Source organism: Paenibacillus hamazuiensis (assembly GCF_023276405.1).
Lineage (GTDB): Bacteria > Bacillota > Bacilli > Paenibacillales > NBRC-103111 > Paenibacillus_AF > Paenibacillus_AF hamazuiensis.
Map to the genome: position 1 here is coordinate 1,582,430 of NZ_JALRMO010000001.1, position 20,061 is coordinate 1,602,490.

The window sequence follows — 20,061 nt, forward strand, 5'->3', positions numbered from 1 at the left end:
GGGCTCCGATTTTTTTCGCTTGCAGATGAACGTTTTATGAGGTGCGGGAGAAGCGAATATAACGCCGGGATCGCAATCGCGGCAATCGGGCTTACAGCTTCTTCATCAGCCGCTCGCACCAAGCGATATAGAGCCGCTCGTACTCCACTCCGAATTCGACGACGGAGATGCTGGAGGCCAGCGGGTCGCTGCGGTCGGACGGATCGAGCTGCGCGGCAAGTTCCTCCACCTTGGCCTGGTAGACAGCCAGCTTCTTCTCGTGCTGCTTTTTGATTTCCGCAATTTGCGCTTTCATTTTCTCCGGCTCTACCAGCCACGAATTATACGCCTTCAGCAAAAAATCGTCGCGAACGTTTTCCGCGCCTCCCGGCTCCAAGGTCCACAGGACAAGCGCTTCCCTGCCGGCGTCCGTGATTTCGTAAAGCTTCCGTGCAGGGCGGTACGTCAGCTGCTCTACCCCCTGAAGTTTGACCAGCCCTTCCTCTTCGAGCTTGGCCAGCTCCGGATAAACCTGATTGCTGCCGACTTTCCAAAAGGGGCCGATCCGGTTGTTCATATATTGTTTGATATCGTAGCCGCTGAGCGGTTCGCGGGCCAACAAGGAAAGCACCGCATAACGAATGGAACTCATTTATGCTTACACCTCTTGACTTAAGATCGTTTGAATATAGGTTAATTCTAATATATAGAGTTTTTCCAATTTTATCAAGATAATCGGATCGGGAGTATCCTTAAGTTTTTATTGCTGGTGCCATGGAGTCATGCTAAAATTGTAGAAGAAAGTCGAATTATGACGATAATATGTGGTGATATTCGTTGAAATATGTCGAAGGAGTGATACTGATCGTTACGGTCTAAGCTTCAGCTCAAACAGCTAATGTCTTTTATACCAAAATCATTGTGAATAGGGTGGAGCTATGAACTGGTACTTGAACATGAAAACATCCGCAAAGCTGATTTCGGCATTTATGGTCATTGCGTTTATTTTAATCGCGGTAGGCATTTATGCCATAACAAATCTGCAAATGATGGAGGAAAAATTAAACGACACTTACAACAATCAACTGATCTCGGTCAGGGATTTGTCGGCCGCCCAGATCAACTACGAGAAGATCAAGGTCAGGCTGCGCGATATCGGTCTCGAGTCCTCCAAAGAGCAAAAGGACGCGCTTGTGAAAGAAATCGCCGATCTGCGCAAAGAGCAGGCGGCTAAAATGAATACATATAAGGGCACTCCGCATACGCAAGCGGAACTCGATTTGATCCAAACATACGATTCGGCATATCCTGCTTACGAAAAAATGTTCGATGCGGCCGTTCAGCTCGCTTATAAGGACGATATATCGGAACTGGTGGCCTATAAAAACGGACCGCTTAAAGATCAGGAAAACAAAGTCAGGGACAGCTTGGTCAACCTGATCGGCGTTAACGTAAAACAGGCGGAGCAAGCCAATGCGCAAGCGTTAAGCGATTACAATTCGGCGCGTAACGTGACCATATCGATTCTTATCGTTTCCACCCTGCTCAGCATCGCTTTGGGTTTCGCCGTCGCCCGGACGATCACGCGCCCGCTCGCTCATATCGTCGAGGTGATCGGCAAGGTGGCGGCCGGAGATTTGCGGCAAAAATCCGCTGTCGACTCGAAGGATGAAGTGGGACAAGTTTCCAAATCGCTGAACACGATGGTCGACGGCTTGCTGATGCTGATCGGCAGCATCACCCAGTCGTCGCAAAGCTTGGCCGCCGCCTCCGAGCAGCTGTCTGCAAGCACCCAGGAAGTCGCCGGCAGCAGTTCGAGTCAAGCGCAATCCGCCCAGTCGATTTCCGAGCTGTTCAAGGAGCTGTCCGCAGCGATCCATTCCGTCGCCCAAAGCGCGGAGCAGGCTGCCGAAATGGCGAACGACACTGTGAAAACCGCAAGCGAAGGCGAGAAGGTGGTGCATGCCTCCGCACAAGGAATGCAGCGGGTAAATCAAATGATGTCTCGATTGGAGGAGGATTCCGGCAAAATCGGCAGCATTATCGAAGTGATCGACGACATCGCCGACCAAACGAATCTGCTGGCTCTGAACGCGGCGATCGAAGCGGCGCGCGCCGGCGATCAAGGAAGAGGCTTCGCCGTCGTAGCGGATGAAGTGCGCAAGCTCGCAGAACGCAGCAGTGAAGCGACCAAGGAAATTTCCGCAATCATCAAAGCGATGCAGGAAAACACGAAGCAAAGTGTCGAGGCGGTTTTGGTAAGCGCCGCACAATCGTCGCAAACCGGCGAAGCGTTCCGGGAAATCATCCGGATGGTGGACAACTCCTCCCACCGGGTAAATGAAATTGCCGCCGCCTGCGAAGAGGAATCGGCCCAGGCGTCCGAAGTGATGAAATCGGTGGAATCGATCGCCGCCGCCAGCGAAGAAGCGGCTGCCGCTTCCGAGCAGATGGCGACCACGTGCCAATCTTTGGCGCAGCTCGCCGACGAATTGAACAACTTGGTGAGCACAGTCAAAATTTGACGAGAAACGGATGTGACCGCTTATGGAAACGACACAGCAGGTTCAATATATCGAAATGTCCGTCGGCAAGGAAAATTATGCCGTCAAAATCGAAGATATCCACGAAATTATCAAGGTTCAGGCGATTACCGATATTCCTCACAGCAAACATTACATCAAGGGAGTCATCAATTTAAGAGGCAAGGTCGTTACCGTCATCAGCCTGCGCAATTTGTTCGGTCTCCCGGACGAGGAATATACGAAGAGGACGCGCATCGTCGTCGTCAACCATCGCGAGGAATCGGTCGGCATTATCGTCGACCAGGTCAATAAAGTAACGACCTATCCCGACATCCAGCCGCCGCCGGAACGGGTGGGCGGAGTCAACGGCGCTTATTTTTCCGGAATCGGGCTGCATGGGCCTAATCTGGTCGGCATTTTAAAATTGGACGAAGTGCTGCTGAGCGACTAGAGCAAAGGGGGAGTGCAGATGGAGGACCTTTCGCTTTACCGCGAAGTATTTGTCGAGGAACTGGTCGATCAGCTCGATCGTATCGAGCAGGATCTGCTTGTATTGGAAAAGGAAACGTCGGACGAAGTGGTCCAGTCGATTTTCCGCGCCGCCCATACGATCAAAGGCTCTTCGGCAGCCATGGGCTTCGAGGAAATGAAATCGCTCACGCATGAGATGGAACATTTGCTTGATCAGGTGAGGAGCAAAAAACTGCAGGTGGACCGCGATCTGGTCGATTTGCTGTTCGTGGCGCTCGACGGCATTAAAGATCTGAAGGATCAGTATACGGCCTGTGGCACTCTTCCCGATATTTCGGACGTGCTTGAACGGCTCCGGGGCTTTGCCAAAGATACGAAAGCTCCCGTGAAAATGAAGGAGCTGCCGGAGCTTACGCTTGAGCAGGCGCTGCAGCTGGAGGAATTTAAAGAGTCGGGGCTGCAGCCGCTCAAAATTCAGATTCGTTTCGCCAAGGATTGCCCGATGAAGATGGCCCGATTTCAGCTGGTCGCGTTGGAGATTAACGAGAAATTCGGTGCGGTCGTCTCCTCCGATCCGGCGCTTCCGATCAACGGTCAGTTAGAGGACGAAGCTTTTGCGGATGCGGTCTTTATGATCGGCAGCGGCCACGATTTGGAAGAGATCCGTTCGTACTTAGCCGATATGACGGATGTTGAGCAGGTTATGGCGGAGCCGTACCAATTCGCCAAAAAGCTGAGCAAACCGGCGCCGGCGGCGAAAGAGGCCGTTTCCGAAGAGCGGCAGAAGCAGGGGGCGCAAACGATCAGAGTCAGCGTCGAGCGGCTCGAGCATCTGATGAACCTGGTCGGCGAGCTGCTCATCGACCAAACCTCGTTGTCCGAGCTGAAGCGGTCGTTGTCGCGCCGTTTTTCCAACGAAGATTTCGTAAACCGGCTGACCGAAGTATCCGACCATATGGCGCACATCGTGGAGGAACTGCAGGAAAGCGTCATGAAAGCCCGCATGCTGCCGATCGAACATCTGTTCAACCGCTTTCCGCGCATGGTGCGCGACCTTTCGCAAAAGCTCGGCAAAGATATCGCTCTCGTTCTCGAAGGAATGGAAACGGAGCTGGACCGCACGCTCATCGAGGAAATCGGGGATCCGCTGATCCATTTGATCCGCAATGCGGTCGACCATGGCATCGAAGCGGCGGACGAAAGGGAACGGAAAGGAAAGCCTGCCAAAGGGAGAGTGCGCCTGAATTCGTTCCACGAAGACAATCAGGTCGTGATTACGATCGAGGACGACGGGGCGGGAATCGATCCGGAGAAAATCAAAGCGTCCGCGATCCGCAAAGGCATCATCACCCCGGAGGAAGCGCAGCATCTTTCCGAGCAGGAGCTCGTGCACCTGATATTTCAGCCCGGTTTTTCGACGGCGGCGACCGTCAGCGATGTATCCGGGCGCGGGGTCGGCATGGATATCGTACGCAACCAGATCGAGCGGCTGAACGGCCTCATCGATATTCAGACCAAGCTCGGAGAGGGCACCTGCTTTACGGTGCGGCTGCCGCTTACGCTGGCCATCATCACGGGCCTTATGGTAAACGTAGCCGGACGCCAGTTTGTCGTGCCGATGAACAATGTGCTGGAGATCGTGAAAATCCCGATGGACGAAATTCAGTCGATTCAAGGGGAGCAAGTGATCATTATGCGCAATCAGGTCATTCCGCTGATCTGGCTGCAAGATGTGCTGCAATACGAGAAAAAAGCGGACGTACCGAAAAATTTGCCCGCGGTTGTCATCGGTTCGGCCGAGAAAAAGATGGCGCTGGCCGTAGACGAGCTGCTCGGCAACCAGGAAATTGTCATTAAAACGCTCGGCTCGTTCCTCGGCAAAGTCCCGTTCATGACGGGAGCAACCATTCTCGGCAACGGCCGGGTCGCCTTGATTCTCGACGCGGTGTATCTCATTCAAACATACTGCAGGCGAAAATAATCGGCACATTGCAGCTGTTCTTCATCAATGATGAGGAGCAGCTTTTTTATCTATAACGATGCTGAAAATTATGGTAGATTATATAAAAACAAGAAAGGCGGGGAATGGCCATGCGGGAACATGAAGCCGAAATGACGGGTATCGTCGCTTTCATCAAGGAGCTGGAGCGGTTGAAGGATACGCACCGTACGGCCTGGACGAAGGAAGGCAGGAGGGAGAGCGTTGCGGAGCATACGTGGCGTTTATCGATGTTCGCCTTCATATTGGAAGACTACTTCCCGGGAGTTGATTTTAACAAGGTGATTCGCATCTGCTTGGTACATGACCTGGGTGAAGCCTACGAGGGCGACACCTCCGCGACGATAGCCGTGGATCAAGCCCGCAAGCTGCGTGTGGAGGAGGACGCTATCGCGAAGCTGACGGAACCGCTAAATGGAAGTTTGCGGCGGAAAATTATCGAGCTGTGGCGTGAATATAACGACATGCAAACCGTGGAAGCGAAGATCGCCAAAGCGCTCGACAAGATGGAAACGATTATCCAGCACAATCAGGGGAACAATCCGGAACATTTCGATTATGCGTTTAACCTTCGTTATGGCAAAAACTTGGCGGATTTCGATACGCTGATCCGGACGGTTCGCAGGATCGTCGATCAGGATACGGCAAGCCGGCTGGCCGGAGGCAAACCGGTGTAATCCTTCTTGTACAAGGTCCGGCTTTACTTTAAATCATCCAATATAATACAATAGTCAACACGATCATATAAGTTTGGAGTTATCCTGCATGTTCAAACGTTCCGGAAAAAAGCTCCGCCTGAATCCGCCGCAAGTGCTGGCGATCGGATTCATGCTGATGATAACGGTTGGCGCCGTGCTTCTGCGTCTGCCTGTTTCCTCCTCGGGCGAGGGGAACCTCAGCTTTCTCGACTCGCTTTTTATGGCGACTTCCGCCGTCTGCGTCACCGGACTTTCCGTGATCAATACGGGAGCGCATCTGTCGGCCTTTGGAGAAATCGTTCTGATTGTGCTGATCCAAGTCGGCGGGCTAGGGTTCATGACGATGTCCACGCTGATTGCGCTCGTGCTGCGCCGCCGCATCTCTCTGCAGGAGCGTCTCGTGCTGAAGGAGGCGATGAACAGCGAGTCGACGGAAGGGCTCGTGCGCCTTGTCCGCAAAGTGCTGCTGTACGCCCTGGTCATCGAACTGGCAGGAGCATTGCTGCTTGCGGTTCGCTGGTCCTTCGAGATGCCTGTCGGACAGGCGTTATACTTCGGCGTGTTTCACAGCATCTCGATTTTCAACAACGCCGGGTTCGATCTGTTCGGAAGCATCCCGGACAGACCGGGCAGCCTCATTCATTATGCCGAAGATCCGTTCATCAATATCGTTTCGATGGCTCTCATCTTTTTGGGGGGGATCGGGTTTATCGTCATTTCCGACCTGCTGACATACCCGAAAAACAAGAAACTTACCCTGCACAGCAAAGTGGTTCTCAGCGCTTCCGCCGCTCTCATTTTGATAGGAACGCTTGTCATTTTGCTGTTCGAGTATACCAATCCCGCTACATTGCAGCCATTGTCCGCAACCGGCAAAGGGCTCGGCGCGATGCTGCAGTCGGTGTCGTCCCGTTCGGCGGGCGTAAGTACGGTCGATATCGGTTTGATGCGCCAGGCGACGCAGTTTTTTATCATCATCATGATGTTTATCGGGGCTGCGCCGGGTTCCTCGGGGGGAGGCATCAAGGTAACCACCTTCGTTATATTGATCGGTGCGATGCTCGCCATGGTTCAGGGCAAGGAAGACATTGTGCTGTTCCGCCGGAGCGTTCCGAAGGACCGAATCTATAAGGCGATTACGTTTGCTTTGCTGTCCTTCTTCCTTGTCGTCCTGTCGGCCATGATACTTTCCACGACGGAGAGTTACCCGTTTCTCGGCATTTTGTTTGAAGTGACCTCGGCTTACGCCACGGCGGGAATGTCGATGGGACTGACAGCGCAGCTTACCGATTTCGGCAAGGTGTTCATCATCATCCTTATGTTTGTCGGCCGGCTGGGCCCCGTCTCCTTGGCGTACACCTTGACGCCGACACCGAAAAAAGAGCCCTACCGATATCCTGAAGGAAAAATAACGATAGGCTGACGTCCTGTCCGGTGTCAGGATCCGGCAGGAAAAATGCAAACCGAGGTGAAGCCGTTGGCATTAAAAAAGCGAAGCCGCATTCTGTTTTCCATCATTCTCGTTGCTGTCGTGTTTGGCGCAGCGGCCTGGATCGTTTCGCAAAAGCTTATCGCGCCGGCGGATCACGTGCTCATTTTCCGGAGCGATAAATATCCGGAGACGGCGCAGCACATCAAGGACGCGATCGCCGCAGGGGAGTCCGATACGTGCACGATCGACCGCAAGGGCGCGGATGAGCGCCGTGAGCAGTCGCTGAAAGGCATACCGACCAAACCCGGCTATGACCGGGACGAGTGGCCGATGGCGATGTGCAAGGAGGGCGGCTCCGGAGCGGATATCCGTTACGTCAGTCCGAAGGACAACCGCGGCGCCGGATCGTGGGTGAGCAATCAGCTCGAAGTTTACAGTGACGGAACCAGAGTGAAGTTCATTGTGAAGTAATTTTTTCAGAAGATATGGCGACGTTCTCATCCTGAGGGTTGGCGTAGAACTCGACGATCGCGTCCCGAAATTTGCGCGCAGCCAAGGAAAGATAACGTTTGTCATGCCAAAAGATTTGAAAATCGCGCTTGCAGACCGGATGTTCGATCGGCACCGTCGTCAGCATCGCGCTCGGATCTTTTCCACAGCCACCGATCAGCGCAACGCCAAGCCCGGCTTGAACGAGTTTGGCGATTGCGGATGGCTCGTCGACCCGGCAGACGAACCTGGGCGCGATGCCCGCCTCCCGGAAGAACGCATCGTTCATCTGTTGGAAAAGAACCCCTTCCTTGTACCCGATGAAAGGTTCATCGGCGATTTCCTTCAGCGAAATGCTGCTGCGTCCGGCAAGCCGATGCCCGGCAGGAACAGCAAGATACACTTCCTCCTTCAGTACGGAAGCCGAACGAATGCCATGCCCTTCCAGAGGAAGCGCAGAAAAGCAAAAGTCGACTTCCCCGGAATCGATCAAGCGCGCCATTTCCTCCGTCGAAGCCTGCGTAATTCTTACTTTCACGTCCGGATGCCGGGACAGAAAGGCGCCGAGCGGTTCCGTCAACCGGTCCAGCGTCGGAGCGGCAAGATGGATGCTGCCGTGCTCCATGCCTGCAAGATCGGCCGCTTCCTTCCGCCCTTCCTCCAGAAGGGCCAGTGCCGCATTCACCTTCCCCAGGAACGCCCTCCCGCACGTGTTAAGGCGGATGTGCCGTCCTTGCCGATCGAACAAAGGGACGCCCAAATCTTCTTCCAGCCTGGAAATTGTCTTGCTTAGAGCAGGTTGGGCGATTCGGAGCTCCTGCGCAGCCTTGGTCATGTGCTCGTGCCTGGCAACCGTTTGAAAATACTGCAGCTGAAGCAGTTCCATCGTTTTTTCGCCTCCATTCATATACTTGAAGGAATATGTCTTATTGAACAAGATATATTTTTGTTTATGATAAGCTCATTATAAAATAGATCTTGCAAAGAAGACAATGGATTCAATGGAAAGAAGGGGACTTCAGGATGGACGAATCCATACCGCGAAATAACGGGGAAAAGCTGATCCGCGTTCTCGCCTTTACGCTTGCCGTTTCCCTTATGAGCGCGACGATGTTTAATATCGTGCTGACCGAGATCCGTTCGGAGTTTCACTTATCTTTTGCGCAGGTCAGTTGGGTATCTACGATCTACTTGCTGATCTATGCGATCGGAACCGTCATGTACGGGAAATTGGCAGACAGCTTCAAAATGAAAAATTTGGTTACGTTCGGGCTTATCTTTTTTGCCGCAGGTTCCATGATCGGCTTGATTGCGCAGGCGTATTGGATGGTACTCGCGGGGAGGATTTTGCAGGCGGCGGGGGCGGCGGTCATTCCGGCCATCGCCTCGATCATTCCGGTGCGTTATTTCCCGGCGGAAAGCAGGGGGCGTGCCATCGGAATCTCGATGACCGGATTGTCGATCGGCAACGTGCTCGGTCCGGTTGTCGCGTCCGGTGTCGTCAGTATCCTTGATTGGCGATGGCTCTTCTGCATGCCTTTGTTTACATTGTTCACGCTGCCGCTGTATCGTAAATATTTGGGCGATCATGTGCCGAGCCCGGGTAAAATCGATTGGTGGGGCGGAGGGCTGCTCGCGGGAGCGGTGGCGCTGCTGCTGCTGGCGATTTCCAAAGGGATGTGGACGTTATTTGCCGGCTGTGCGATTTTGTTTATTTTATTCGCGGCAAGGGTCAGGCGGGCGGACAATCCGTTCATACCGCCCGGACTATTCGGCAACAAAGGTTACACTATCGGATTGACAATTGTTTTTCTGATGGTCGGGACTTATTATTCGATTCCTTTTCTCAGCCCGCAATTGTTGTCCCAGGTGAATGCGCTCGATCCGGGGCTGGTCGGCTTCGTTATGGTTCCGGCGGCATTCGTTGCAGCGCTGCTGGGGAAGAAGGCGGGCAAGTGGGCCGATGCCAAGGGCAACCCCTTTCTCGTCTATGCGGCTTTCCCGCTGCTGTTCGGCTGCTTTTTCCTGTTGTCGACATTCGCAGGAGGTTCGCCATGGCTCGTGATGATCTTCCTCATCATCGGCGTCGTCGGTCAAACGTTCATGTACATCGCATTATCCAATACGATCTCGCAGACGCTGCCGAAAGAGCAGGTCGGAATCGGGATGGGACTGCTGTCCATGCTGAACTTCTTGGCCGGTGCCGTATCCGCAAGCGTCTGCGGCAAAATCATCGATCTGGATGCCGCCGCCCGTTGGAATCCGTTCAACCCGAGTCCGGAAGCGGCCGTGTTCAGCAATTTGTACCTCGTCATCTCCGCTATTCAGGTCGTGGTTGTATGGCTTTATTATTCCAGGTTTGGGAGAGGGAGAAGGAGAGGGCAGCTATCCCCGTGATGGGGAGGCTGTCTTTTTCGTTGTTGGATTCAGTTATAAAAAAGGCAGTTGCCCGAAGGAATACAATTATGGTCGGCGGCATACGGTTTTGCGAAAGCAAAAACAAAGTCGGCATAAGGGGATTGCAGGAAACGGAGCCGAGAGGAAATGGTTGAAACTGGCAGCCGTTTTTTTAAGCTCTATCCCCACAAACGGGGCCCACGCCACGAATATATAATTGCGAGTTCCTTTTTTCTGGAAAATCAGCCATGGAAAATGAAAAAACAACCGAAATTTTAACGAGGGAGAGTCGATGATGATGAAAAAAATGATATCTTGTCTCGCCGCGGCCACGCTGGTTATAACCGCCGTACCGGCTTTGGCGGTGACAAATCCGGTCAAGGCGTATGCCTGCTCGAAAAGCGAATCGACAACGCCGGAATACGACTACGAAGTGGCTAAAGACGTATTTACCGGGACGGTCTTGAAGGTGGAGAACGTATATTTTGACGGCAAACCGTACCGCATGGCAACGTTTGTGCCGGGCAGCAGCTTTAAGGGCGGAAAATTTCCCGCCGTTATCACGGCGCCGGATGGGGACCGGTGCGGAATGACCTTCGAGCAGGGACACACATATCTGATGTATTCCGACGACCGGCAAGGTTATCCGTACGTCAGCATTTCCGACGTATATGAAGGCGACGAAGCCGCCGCGCGTGTGGATGCGCTTAAAAACAAAGGCGACGCGCCGCTTCCCGATCCCGTCGTATACCCAATTACGCTGTATCCCGGTCATGAGGTAAAGATGATGCTTAACAACAAGCCTTATCCGGTTTCGCCGGCGCCTGTGTTTTACCAAAATTCGCTTTACGTGCCGATCACTTTCTTTCGCGATACTCTTGGTTACGTGACTGTCTGGAACACGGAAACGCAGCGTTACGAAATAACACTCAAGTCCGATTGGGCGGGGATCGCCGCCAAGGGGGATGAGGCGCAGTCCCAGTTTAACGGTTATTCGCAAGGGATTCCGGACGGAACGGATGCCTTTACGGCGAACGTCACTTATTCGAACGTACAGGTGAAGGTAAATGGCCGGAAATACGCGCCGGAGCTCCAGCCGTTTACTTATGACGGCGTCGTCTACGTGCCTTTGCGCGACACGGCGGAGAAGCTGGGCATTCAGGTCAAATGGGACGCTGCGACATACACGGCGAGCATGAAGGATACGCGTCCAATCGAACAAACCGAACGACCGGTGCTGGTGATGAAGCTTTCCTCCAATACAGAAGGCGAAGCCGATATCATCGTCGACCGGATGGATAGCGATCAGGTGCAATTCCATTACGACAAACAGCTGGAATACGGGCAGCAGCACGAACAGATGACGGCGTCGTTCGACGAACTGGTCAAAGACCGCCGGCTGCGCCTGTTTTTAAAAGCCGGAGACCGCGAGAACGAGCTTGTGATCACCGGGGAACTGATGAACAAGCTGCTGACGGATCCGTATTTCCGCCAAAGAACCGCCGGATCGATCGGGCACGATACGTTCATTTGGCCGGATCACCGGATCATTGGAGTGTCTAACGTTTGACCGTCCGTCCGTGGGCCGCACCCGCCGGAATCGACCATTACTCCTGCCGTTTCGGCAGTAAATTGACATAGTCGTCGGAATACTCCATCAAATTCATGATGAAATCATAGTCGTCCCGAAACGAATTGATATCGGGAACCGGCTGCAGCGTTCGCAGCTCGGTAGCGGTGCCGTCGGCAAACGATTTGCCCGGGACGAACAAAATCCGGTCGTTGAAAAACGAGCCGGTCGGCAGGTAGTATCTCATGCCGAAGGCATTTTTTCGGATATTCAGCAGATCCTGGCCGAAATGGATAAACTGTTTCTCCTTCAGGGAAATGCCGAGCAAATTCGCGATCGTCGGCATAATATCGAGCTGTCCGCCGACCTGGTCGATCGTTTGTCCCGCTGTTTGTCCCGGCGTGCGGATAAACAGCGGAATGTTGTACCGGGTAATGGACGGATGGTAGGTGATGCCGAGCTGCTCGCCGACCCATGCGGGATCATTGTCGTTTGGCTGCAGCCCGAAATGGTCGCCGTACATGACGAGCACCGTATCGTCCCACATGCCGGCCGCCTTCAGCTTGTCGATCAAGGTGCCGATGGCGTAATCGGTATAATTTACGGCCAGCAAATAGTCCCCGAGCTGCTTTCCCTCAAGTGCCGCCGGAATCGTCATCTTTCGCCGATCCAGCGGCACCTTGAATGGAAAATGGCTTGAGACGGTGATGAACTGCGCGTAAAAAGGCTTGTTTTGCACGTGCAGCTCCGCCAGCTTTTCAACCCCGACGCGAAACAGCTCTTCATCGGATGCGCCGAATTCATTGAATTGATCGTTGACGTAATACGGCTTGTCGAAATAATGGGTAAACCCGATCGCCGGATACAGCTTATATCTGTCCCAAAAATGAACCTCGTTGACGTGGAACGTGTCGGCTTCATACCCGATCGCTTCCAGCAGCTTCGGCAAGCTCGGAAGGTTGCGGTCGCCGTAGCCCGTCGACATCGGAATAGTCCCCGTCGGATAAATGGACGTATTGGACATAAATTCCGCATCCGAAGTGTTTCCTTGCCCCACCTGCTGAAAAATATGCGGGAAATAATAGCTCTCCTCCCGAAGCCGATTGAGTACAGGCGTAATTTCCTGACCGTTCAGACGCAGGCCAATCGGAAAGTTTTGAAACGCCTCCATCTGTACGACGATGAGGTTGCGCCCTTTTTGCGAAGCGAACATGGCGGGTGCGGCTTGCGGATCCACTCCGTAGCCGTAGCTCGCTTGCAATTGTTCGATAAGCGGACCGGCCAGATCCAGGCCGGTGATCTTAGCATGTTTTTTCTCGCTGATGCCGTTGACGGCTACCGATACTTCGTAGCCGAGCAGGCCGAGCTGTTCGGCGCGCACCAGCTCGTTGGTGATGCCCTTGTCCTGTTTGACGGCATAAGCAACCGCTATAAAACCGACGAGCAGCAGCGCAAGCGCTATCTTCCGAAAACCGCCGCGCACATATTCCCGTTTTCCATACCTGTGCCGGGCCCCTTTTCCCACGATAACCCTAAGAAGCAAGGCTAACGCAATATCCGCGAAAAAAAGAAAATCCGCCGGGTCGATCGTCGCTTTGACGCCGGAGGAGATTTGCTTTAGCTGCTTCATCTCCAATACGGACGTATAGGTAACCACCGAACCGAAATGTTCAAAGTACACGGCAGCCGCGAAAAATATAAACGAAAGCACGGCGTTTAAAGTCCAGTAGGCCGGTTTTTTCCACGTACCGCGAAACAGCGCCTCGATCGCGCCGGTCAGCACGACGATCCCGGCCAAATCAAGCAGCCACCATCTGATCCCGACCCCGCCGAACAAAAAAATCCGGAGCAGCGCCATTTTCAGCCATAAGATCACCGTAAAAAAAACATACAGGCGCATCCCTGTACGGTACCGCAACGATTCCATATTGTTCAATGCCTCCGCAAATGATCGCATCGTAAGATCGATTCTATGTAGACATCATTGACGGAATAAACGGGAGGTAAACGTGCGCATGTTGAAAAAGGCTGCATCCGTCCCTCGAGGGACAAACGCAGCCTTGGCGATTTTAACAAGCTACCGCTCGGACCGCTGCTGCAGCAGCTGTACAAGCCGGTCAGGATAATTCGTAATGATGCTGTTTACCCCGAGATCGAGCATCTTGGCCATCAACACTTTGTCGTTGACGGTCCAGGCGTACACTTCCTTGCGGTGCTGCGCGGCCATACGCATAAACGCAGGATCGATGAGCGGATACGCCGAGCTGATCACGTCGTAGTCGTCGCTTTGGAGCAGCTTGTCCCATTCGGCAGGCTTTTTGTCCACGATGAGTCCGGTTTTGATCGCCCGGTCGAGCGCCCTCACCCGATGAATGAGCCGGGGATCGAAGGAGGTGACGGTGCAATCTTTCATAAAACCCGCATCTTCGATGATTTTCACCGTTTTTTCGGCCAATTGTCTCTCATGCCCGTTGTTCTTGAGCTCGATGTTCAGCTTCGTTTTTCCCCGGACCTCCGCGATCACTTCCTGGAGAGTAGGCACTTTTTCCGATTGAAACTGAGCACCGTACCAGGCTCCTGCGCTCGCTTCCTTCAATTCGTCGGAGCGTATTTCCCACATGTATTTGGGAATGCCGGTCGTCCTTCGCACACTGTCATCGTGCATGACCATGATTGCGCCGTCGGCGGTTTCCTGAACGTCGAGCTCGGAATATCCGGCGCCGTCGTCCACAGCTTTGCGGAAAGAGGCCAGCGTATTTTCCGGAGCGGTGCCCGAGCTGCCGCGGTGGGCGGTGATCAGATTTTTGTCGACGGCCGGAGCCGGCCGGGTGGGAGAAGCGGTTTCTTTAAGCTCCGGAGCGGCAGACGCGCAACCGGCGATCCAAAGCAATGCGATAAGGAACAAATATTTTTTCATGCAGGTCGGTCTCTCCCGGGAAGGTCGTATGGCGGTTCGATAATCATATTATCGGGCAAAAAGGTCCGTTTTGGAACAACTTCCCTCATGGTAAATAGAGGATAAATATGAATGGATTGCAAAACATTAATAGGAAAGTCATATATTCAATTTTAACTCGGCAAAAACCATTCAGCTATATAATATAGGGCCATATAGGGACGGAAGCGATGAGGGAAGAGACGAGGTGATAGCGGATAAGGAATTTGTAAATTTTTTGACCAAAATGTCAAATATATTTACACTACGCGGCAGTCCAAGGTAAAATGAACCAAAACACGACAGCGGGTGACAGCGATGAGAATCGGATTTCGTACGATAAAAACCGCCTTCGGCGTGAGCATTTCCATCATGATCGCCCAGTTTCTGCAGCTCGAATATTACTCGGCGGCAGGCATTTTAACGCTCCTGTGCATCCAAAAATCGCGAAAGCAGTCGGCCCATGCGGCGGTCAGCCGGTTTATCGCCTGTATGGCCGGGATGTTTTTTTCCACATTGCTGTTCCAGTTAATCGGTTATCATCCTTATTCGTTCCTGGTGCTGCTGCTGTTCTTTATTCCGCTCTGCGTACGTTTTCGGGTTCATGAGGGCATCGCCAGCAGCTCCGTCATCGTGATGCACGTCTATATGCACGGCAAAGTGGAGGCGGCTTTTTTTCTGAACGAGTTTCTAGTCGTGCTCGTCGGACTCGGCGTAGCGCTGATCGTCAACTGGTACATGCCGAGCATCGACAAGGAGCTGAACCGGTGCAAGGACGAAGTGGACAAGTTGATCGAGACGATTTTGCAGGAAATTGCGCTTTATTTGAAGGAAGGCAACACGCTGTGGGACGGCAAGGAGCTGCTGCAGCTCGGGGACGCTTTGCAGAAGGCGCGGCGGCTCGCGCAGCTCGATGTGGAGAACAACCCGCGGCGCAAAGAAAATTCGTACGAGTATTACTTTGAGAAAAAAAGGCGGCAGTACGAAATTTTGGAGCGGATGCTGCCTTCCATTTCCCGAATTACGGTTCAGATGGAGCAGGGCATCCGTATCGGGGACTTCATTCAGCAGCTCAGCGACAATTTGAATAACCCCGGCGAGGCCGCAAGGTTTCGCGAAACGCTGCGTCATATTCGGGAGTATCACAAGCAGCTGCCTTTGCCGGAAACCCGCCGCGAATTTGAAAACCGGGCCAGCCTGTACTCTGTTGCGAACGAGCTGGAGCTGTTTATCAATACGATTTAGCCGGACAAACGTGAATGTCCGGTTTTTTTGGTGCGCGGAAACGATGCGGAGCTACTTAATTGAGGAAACCATGGCTTTTTTATGTTCGCTTCAGCTTCGCTTAAGGTTAAGTTCATCTTTCCTTACTATGCTGAGAAAGCCTTGTCTATCGTACGTTTTGTTTATTCCGAACGTTCGGAAGCGAGGCCATATTATATATAGATGCTTTACATAGGAGGCGGAGAGATGAATTCGAAACAAATCGTCAGTGCGGTGGCGGTCATGATGCTCCTGCTCAGCGGCTGCGGCTCCAAACCGGCTGCGGAGAGCAGCGCAAATGCAAGCGCACCGGCGGGAACGAAGCAGGAGCAGTCCGCTGCAACGGGGCAAACGGGCCAGGCGCCGGCAAACGAGGGCAAGACGGGGGAGAAACCGGACAACTCGGGAAGGCGTCAATTGAGCGATAAGGAAAGACAGCAGGAGATGACGTTCCAGTCGCTGCTCATGATGGACCGGCAAAAGGACCTGGCCATCACCAAGGAACAAGCGGCGGCAATGCTGCCGGTTGTGCAGGAAAGCATCGCCAAGAAAGAGCTGACCGAGGACCAGCATGCGAAGCTGACGGAAAAGCTTACCGCGGAGCAGAAAAAGTTTTTGGACGATGCGGCGTCCCGCATGCAAAATCGCCGGAACGGCAGTGGTGGCGGCGAAGCGGGTGCGGCCGGAAGCAGCTCAGGCGGCGGAAGCGGAAGTACCTCGGCGGGCAGCAATGCGGGAGGAGGCGCCTCGGACGGCAAACCGGCCGGCAATGCTGCGGGTTCGGAACAAGCCAAGCCGAAATCCGGCGACGGCAGTAATGATAAGGCCGCCGGGCAGGACCGCAAAAACAGACCTGACGGCCAGCAGCCGAACGGAGGCGCAGGCGGCAAAAACCCGGGTGAACAGCTCGTCGAGCTGCTGCAAAGCAGGAGCAAGTAATTAAGCCTGAACGTAAGGCCCCATGACGGACTCACTGTATGAGCGGTCCGTATGCGGGCTTTTTTTGTGTTGTAGCGAGAAGTACGCAATCATCTCCTTCGGTGCCTGCCGATCCTGAGTAAAGCGTGTCGGCCATCGGTTTTGCGCCAGCAAAACCATGGCCGACAAACGCGAGTCCGAGGCACTCGGAAGCTCCCCAGGCACCGCGCCAAAGTAAAGCGTGTCGGGCATACGATTTTTTGCCTGAAAGCAAAAAATCTATGCCCGACAGACGCGAACTAGAAGCGAGTAGTCACGCTCTGCGGGCGAGTCCAGGGCGCCTGAGCGCCTTAAGGGCTTTGCGGAGCAAAGCCGGCTTCGGAAGCCTGGGGTCCCCCCGGTGGGGGGATTTAGGGGGGCCTCAATTGTTTAAATTCCGCCCAAGAGGACAAGAAATTATGCAGTTTTTTGCATGGCGATATGCTACTGTTGTTTTGTGCGCGCTCCAATAGCAAGCAAAGGAGTTTGTTCGCGAAACGTTCCCGTCAGGAGGCATATCCACATATGAAAATCAACTTGAACAATCACGCATGGGTCGCCGATATGGGCGACGGCACATTTCAAAATCCGGTTTTGCACGCAGACTACTCCGATCCCGATGTCATTCGCGTAGGGAGCGACTTTTTTCTCGTGGCATCCAGCTTCGCTCATACACCGGGGCTGCCGCTGCTTCACTCCAAAGACCTCGTCAACTGGAAAATCGTCAATTACGTCATCGATAAGGTGGACTTGCCGGGGTACGACCGGGTTCAGCACGGCAAAGGCATCTGGGCTCCTAGCATCCGCCATTATGACGGCAAGTTTTGGGTATTCGTCAGCACGCCGGACGAAGGCATCTTCATGAGCACGGCGGAGGATCCGTTCGGCAAGTGGTCGCCGCTGCATATGATCAAGGAAGTGAAGGGCTGGATCGATCCGTGTCCGTTCTGGGACGAGGACGGCAGCGCCTATCTGGTGCATGCGTTCGCGCACAGCCGCTGCGGTATCAAGCATAAGCTGAAACTGTGCAAAATGTCTCCCGACGGCAAACAGCTGCTTGACGAAGGGGAGATCATTTTCGACGGTACGGAAAACCATCCGACGATGGAAGGCCCGAAAATGTACAAGCGTAACGGTTATTATTACATCTTTGCGCCGGCAGGAGGAGTAAAGCCGGGTTGGCAGACGATTTTGCGGTCCAAAAACATTTACGGTCCATATGAGGACAAAATCGTGCTGCACCAAGGGGATTCGCCGGTGAACGGCCCGCATCAGGGCGGGCTGGTCGAGCTTGAGTCCGGCGAATCGTGGTTTATGCACTTCCAGGATCGCGACGCCTACGGACGGATCGTTCATCTGCAGCCGGTGCGCTGGGTCGACGACTGGCCGCTGATGGGCGTCGATACGAACGGAGACGGCATCGGTGAGCCGGTGCTGCGTTATCCGAAGCCGAACGTCGGCCGCGAATATCCGATCGAGGTGCCGCAAACGTCGGACGATTTCAGCGCGGACCGGCTCGGACTGCAGTGGCAGTGGCAGGCGAACCCGAACCCGGCTTGGTACTCGCTCGCTGAGCAGCCGGGCCATCTGCGGCTTTTCTGCACGCCTCTGCCGGAAGGCGTGACGGCGCTTTATGACGCGCCCCATCTGCTCATGCAGAAGTTTCCGGCGTCCGAGTTCATCGCCACGACGAAGCTCGGCTTCAGTCCGGAGCAGCCGGGCGACATGGCTGGGCTGATCGTATTCGGCTACAGCTACCGATATTTGGCGCTGAAGCAGGCGGATAACGGCGCTTTCCGCCTTGCGCTGGTGCATGGCGAGTCCGGCGAAGGCGGCAGCCCGGGGCCTGCCGGCGAACGGGAGATCGCGTCGGCTGAGCTTCCAAGCGGCACCGTTTACGTGCGCGTCGACGTTCGCGAAACGGCGGAATGCCGCTTCAGCTACAGCGCAGACGGCGACCGTTTCGAGCCGCTGGGCGATGTCTTTGCGGCTGTCGAAGCGCGCTGGGTCGGCGCGAAGGTCGGCGTTTTCGCGGCCAATATGGCAGGAGAGGCCGGCAAAGGCTGCGCGGACTTCGCGTGGTTCGCGGTCGAACCGGCGGCAGAGTAAATCAGCCGGATCGTAAAACGGCCGGACCGAAGCCGTTTTTCAAAAATGGACGCGAGGGCAATTACAGACGAGCCGCTCCAAAGATCAAGGTCATCTGCAAATTTATTTCAAAGAATTCTGCGTAAAGGAATTGGAATAAGCAGTATTTAGCGATATAATGTAACTTATGGGGTATCGCACAGATGATACTTATCGATCAAATTTCGACTAAGGAGTTAATTTTTCATGGCAAAAACACTTATTTTCGGCCACAAAAATCCGGACACCGATTCCATCTGCTCCGCCCTCGTGTATGCGGACCTCAAGACGAAGCTGGGTCAAGACGTGGAGGCAGTACGACTCGGCAGCGTCAGCAGCGAAACCCAGTTCGTGCTGGACTACTTCAAGGTTAGCGCTCCCCGCCTTGTCGAAACCGTAGCCGGCGAAGCGGAGAACGTGATTCTCGTCGATCATAACGAGCGCCAGCAAAGCGCCGCCGACATCGACAAGGTTCGCGTCACCGAAGTTATTGACCATCACCGCATCGCCAACTTTGAAACGGCTCATCCGCTTTACTATCGCGCGGAGCCGGTCGGCTGCACCACGACGATTTTAAATAAGCTGTACAAGGAAAACGGCGTGGCGGTGACCAAGGAAATCGCCGGTCTCATGCTGTCCGCGATCATTTCGGATACGCTACTGCTGAAATCCCCGACATGCACCGAGCAGGACGTGAAGGCAGCCCGCGAGCTGGCGGATATCGCCGGCGTGGACCTGGACAGCTACGGTCTCGACATGCTGAAGGCAGGTGCGGACCTGAGCAAGAAAACGATCGCCGAGCTCATTTCCCTTGACGCGAAAGAGTTCCAAATGGGCAGCTACAAGGTCGAAATCGCTCAGGTGAACGCAGTGGACGTAAACGACGTATTGTCCCGCCAAGCGGAGCTGGAGAAAGCTCTTTCCGGCATCATCGCCGAAAAAAATCTCGATTTGTTCCTGTTTGTCGTGACCGACATTTTGAACAACGATTCCGTCGGCGTAGCTCTCGGACGCCAGGCAGGCGCTGTGGAGAAAGCATATAACGTCGCTTTGGCGGATAACAAAGCGGTGCTGAAAGGCGTCGTCTCGCGCAAATCGCAGATCGTTCCCGTATTGACGGAAACCCTCAGCAATATGTAATCGATAACCGAATAAGTATTTGCAGGCTGCCGGACTTCACTGTCCGGCAGCCTTTGTTCAGTGAAAACGGGAGGAGCAT

General features: G+C 54.0%; 16 protein-coding genes. 12 read left to right on the top strand and 4 right to left on the bottom strand.

What is annotated here, in order from left to right:
* Window positions 1-91: 91 nt before the first annotated feature.
* On the bottom strand, window positions 92-631 hold the full coding sequence (locus MYS68_RS06765) for a PadR family transcriptional regulator (protein WP_248925101.1): 540 nt from the start codon (window positions 629-631) through the stop codon (window positions 92-94).
* A gap of 286 nt (window positions 632-917) precedes the next feature.
* Between MYS68_RS06765 and MYS68_RS06770 the strand changes: the two genes are divergently transcribed.
* From MYS68_RS06770 to MYS68_RS06795, 6 genes are all read left to right on the top strand, one after another.
* The gene (locus tag MYS68_RS06770; RefSeq protein WP_248925102.1) at window positions 918-2,504 is read left to right on the top strand and encodes a methyl-accepting chemotaxis protein; all 1,587 of its coding nucleotides are present in this window, start codon (window positions 918-920) and stop codon (window positions 2,502-2,504) included.
* 22 nt (window positions 2,505-2,526) lie between these two features.
* The gene (locus MYS68_RS06775) at window positions 2,527-2,955 is read left to right on the top strand and encodes a chemotaxis protein CheW (RefSeq protein WP_248925103.1); all 429 of its coding nucleotides are present in this window, start codon (window positions 2,527-2,529) and stop codon (window positions 2,953-2,955) included.
* Between the two features lie 18 nt (window positions 2,956-2,973).
* Window positions 2,974-4,956 (top strand): chemotaxis protein CheA, encoded by a 1,983-nt coding sequence (locus tag MYS68_RS06780; RefSeq protein WP_248925104.1) that lies wholly within the window; start codon window positions 2,974-2,976, stop codon window positions 4,954-4,956.
* Window positions 4,957-5,066: 110 nt separating this feature from the next.
* A complete protein-coding gene (locus tag MYS68_RS06785) occupies window positions 5,067-5,651 on the top strand; it encodes an HD domain-containing protein (protein WP_248925105.1) in 585 nt (194 codons plus the stop codon).
* 88 nt (window positions 5,652-5,739) lie between these two features.
* Window positions 5,740-7,095, top strand: coding sequence for a TrkH family potassium uptake protein (locus MYS68_RS06790; RefSeq protein ID WP_248925106.1), 1,356 nt, complete (start codon window positions 5,740-5,742; stop codon window positions 7,093-7,095).
* Window positions 7,096-7,203: 108 nt separating this feature from the next.
* Window positions 7,204-7,575, top strand: a complete 372-nt coding sequence (locus MYS68_RS06795) for a NucA/NucB deoxyribonuclease domain-containing protein (RefSeq protein ID WP_338043665.1) — start codon at window positions 7,204-7,206, stop codon at window positions 7,573-7,575.
* Here the strand turns inward: MYS68_RS06795 and MYS68_RS06800 are convergent.
* Window positions 7,562-8,479 (bottom strand): LysR family transcriptional regulator, encoded by a 918-nt coding sequence (locus MYS68_RS06800; RefSeq protein ID WP_248925107.1) that lies wholly within the window; start codon window positions 8,477-8,479, stop codon window positions 7,562-7,564. The genes MYS68_RS06795 and MYS68_RS06800 overlap by 14 nt on opposite strands.
* A gap of 137 nt (window positions 8,480-8,616) precedes the next feature.
* On the opposite strand from MYS68_RS06800, the gene MYS68_RS06805 reads away from it, so the two are divergent.
* A complete protein-coding gene (locus MYS68_RS06805; RefSeq protein ID WP_248925108.1) occupies window positions 8,617-9,990 on the top strand; it encodes an MFS transporter in 1,374 nt (457 codons plus the stop codon).
* A 292-nt stretch (window positions 9,991-10,282) separates the two neighbouring features.
* A complete protein-coding gene (locus tag MYS68_RS06810; protein WP_248925109.1) occupies window positions 10,283-11,560 on the top strand; it encodes a stalk domain-containing protein in 1,278 nt (425 codons plus the stop codon).
* 37 nt (window positions 11,561-11,597) lie between these two features.
* On the opposite strand, the gene MYS68_RS06815 is transcribed toward MYS68_RS06810, so the two are convergent.
* Window positions 11,598-13,487, bottom strand: a complete 1,890-nt coding sequence (locus MYS68_RS06815) for an LTA synthase family protein (RefSeq protein ID WP_248925110.1) — start codon at window positions 13,485-13,487, stop codon at window positions 11,598-11,600.
* A gap of 150 nt (window positions 13,488-13,637) precedes the next feature.
* Complete coding sequence (locus MYS68_RS06820; protein WP_248925111.1) at window positions 13,638-14,477, bottom strand: glycerophosphodiester phosphodiesterase; 840 nt, start codon at window positions 14,475-14,477, stop codon at window positions 13,638-13,640.
* A gap of 336 nt (window positions 14,478-14,813) precedes the next feature.
* Here MYS68_RS06820 and MYS68_RS06825 point away from each other — a divergent pair, with 336 nt between their 5' ends.
* The 4 genes from MYS68_RS06825 (at window position 14,814) to MYS68_RS06840 (ending at window position 19,982) form a co-directional block, all read left to right on the top strand.
* Window positions 14,814-15,740 (top strand): aromatic acid exporter family protein, encoded by a 927-nt coding sequence (locus MYS68_RS06825; protein ID WP_248925112.1) that lies wholly within the window; start codon window positions 14,814-14,816, stop codon window positions 15,738-15,740.
* A 225-nt stretch (window positions 15,741-15,965) separates the two neighbouring features.
* Window positions 15,966-16,697, top strand: a complete 732-nt coding sequence (locus MYS68_RS06830; protein WP_248925113.1) for a hypothetical protein — start codon at window positions 15,966-15,968, stop codon at window positions 16,695-16,697.
* A gap of 543 nt (window positions 16,698-17,240) precedes the next feature.
* Complete coding sequence (locus MYS68_RS06835; RefSeq protein ID WP_248925114.1) at window positions 17,241-18,824, top strand: glycoside hydrolase family 43 protein; 1,584 nt, start codon at window positions 17,241-17,243, stop codon at window positions 18,822-18,824.
* A 225-nt stretch (window positions 18,825-19,049) separates the two neighbouring features.
* The gene (locus MYS68_RS06840) at window positions 19,050-19,982 is read left to right on the top strand and encodes a manganese-dependent inorganic pyrophosphatase (protein ID WP_248925115.1); all 933 of its coding nucleotides are present in this window, start codon (window positions 19,050-19,052) and stop codon (window positions 19,980-19,982) included.
* Window positions 19,983-20,061 lie beyond the last annotated feature (79 nt).

What these genes read in the sequence shown, in the direction of transcription:
- MYS68_RS06765 (WP_248925101.1), bottom strand. Translation starts at nt 631, where the DNA reads ATGAGTTCCATTCGTTATGCGGTGCTTTCCTTGTTGGCCCGCGAACCG.
- MYS68_RS06770 (WP_248925102.1), top strand. Translation starts at nt 918, where the DNA reads ATGAACTGGTACTTGAACATGAAAACATCCGCAAAGCTGATTTCGGCA.
- MYS68_RS06775 (WP_248925103.1), top strand. Translation starts at nt 2,527, where the DNA reads ATGGAAACGACACAGCAGGTTCAATATATCGAAATGTCCGTCGGCAAG.
- MYS68_RS06780 (WP_248925104.1), top strand. Translation starts at nt 2,974, where the DNA reads ATGGAGGACCTTTCGCTTTACCGCGAAGTATTTGTCGAGGAACTGGTC.
- MYS68_RS06785 (WP_248925105.1), top strand. Translation starts at nt 5,067, where the DNA reads ATGCGGGAACATGAAGCCGAAATGACGGGTATCGTCGCTTTCATCAAG.
- MYS68_RS06790 (WP_248925106.1), top strand. Translation starts at nt 5,740, where the DNA reads ATGTTCAAACGTTCCGGAAAAAAGCTCCGCCTGAATCCGCCGCAAGTG.
- MYS68_RS06800 (WP_248925107.1), bottom strand. Translation starts at nt 8,479, where the DNA reads ATGGAACTGCTTCAGCTGCAGTATTTTCAAACGGTTGCCAGGCACGAG.
- MYS68_RS06805 (WP_248925108.1), top strand. Translation starts at nt 8,617, where the DNA reads ATGGACGAATCCATACCGCGAAATAACGGGGAAAAGCTGATCCGCGTT.
- MYS68_RS06810 (WP_248925109.1), top strand. Translation starts at nt 10,283, where the DNA reads ATGATGATGAAAAAAATGATATCTTGTCTCGCCGCGGCCACGCTGGTT.
- MYS68_RS06815 (WP_248925110.1), bottom strand. Translation starts at nt 13,487, where the DNA reads ATGGAATCGTTGCGGTACCGTACAGGGATGCGCCTGTATGTTTTTTTT.
- MYS68_RS06820 (WP_248925111.1), bottom strand. Translation starts at nt 14,477, where the DNA reads ATGAAAAAATATTTGTTCCTTATCGCATTGCTTTGGATCGCCGGTTGC.
- MYS68_RS06825 (WP_248925112.1), top strand. Translation starts at nt 14,814, where the DNA reads ATGAGAATCGGATTTCGTACGATAAAAACCGCCTTCGGCGTGAGCATT.
- MYS68_RS06830 (WP_248925113.1), top strand. Translation starts at nt 15,966, where the DNA reads ATGAATTCGAAACAAATCGTCAGTGCGGTGGCGGTCATGATGCTCCTG.
- MYS68_RS06835 (WP_248925114.1), top strand. Translation starts at nt 17,241, where the DNA reads ATGAAAATCAACTTGAACAATCACGCATGGGTCGCCGATATGGGCGAC.
- MYS68_RS06840 (WP_248925115.1), top strand. Translation starts at nt 19,050, where the DNA reads ATGGCAAAAACACTTATTTTCGGCCACAAAAATCCGGACACCGATTCC.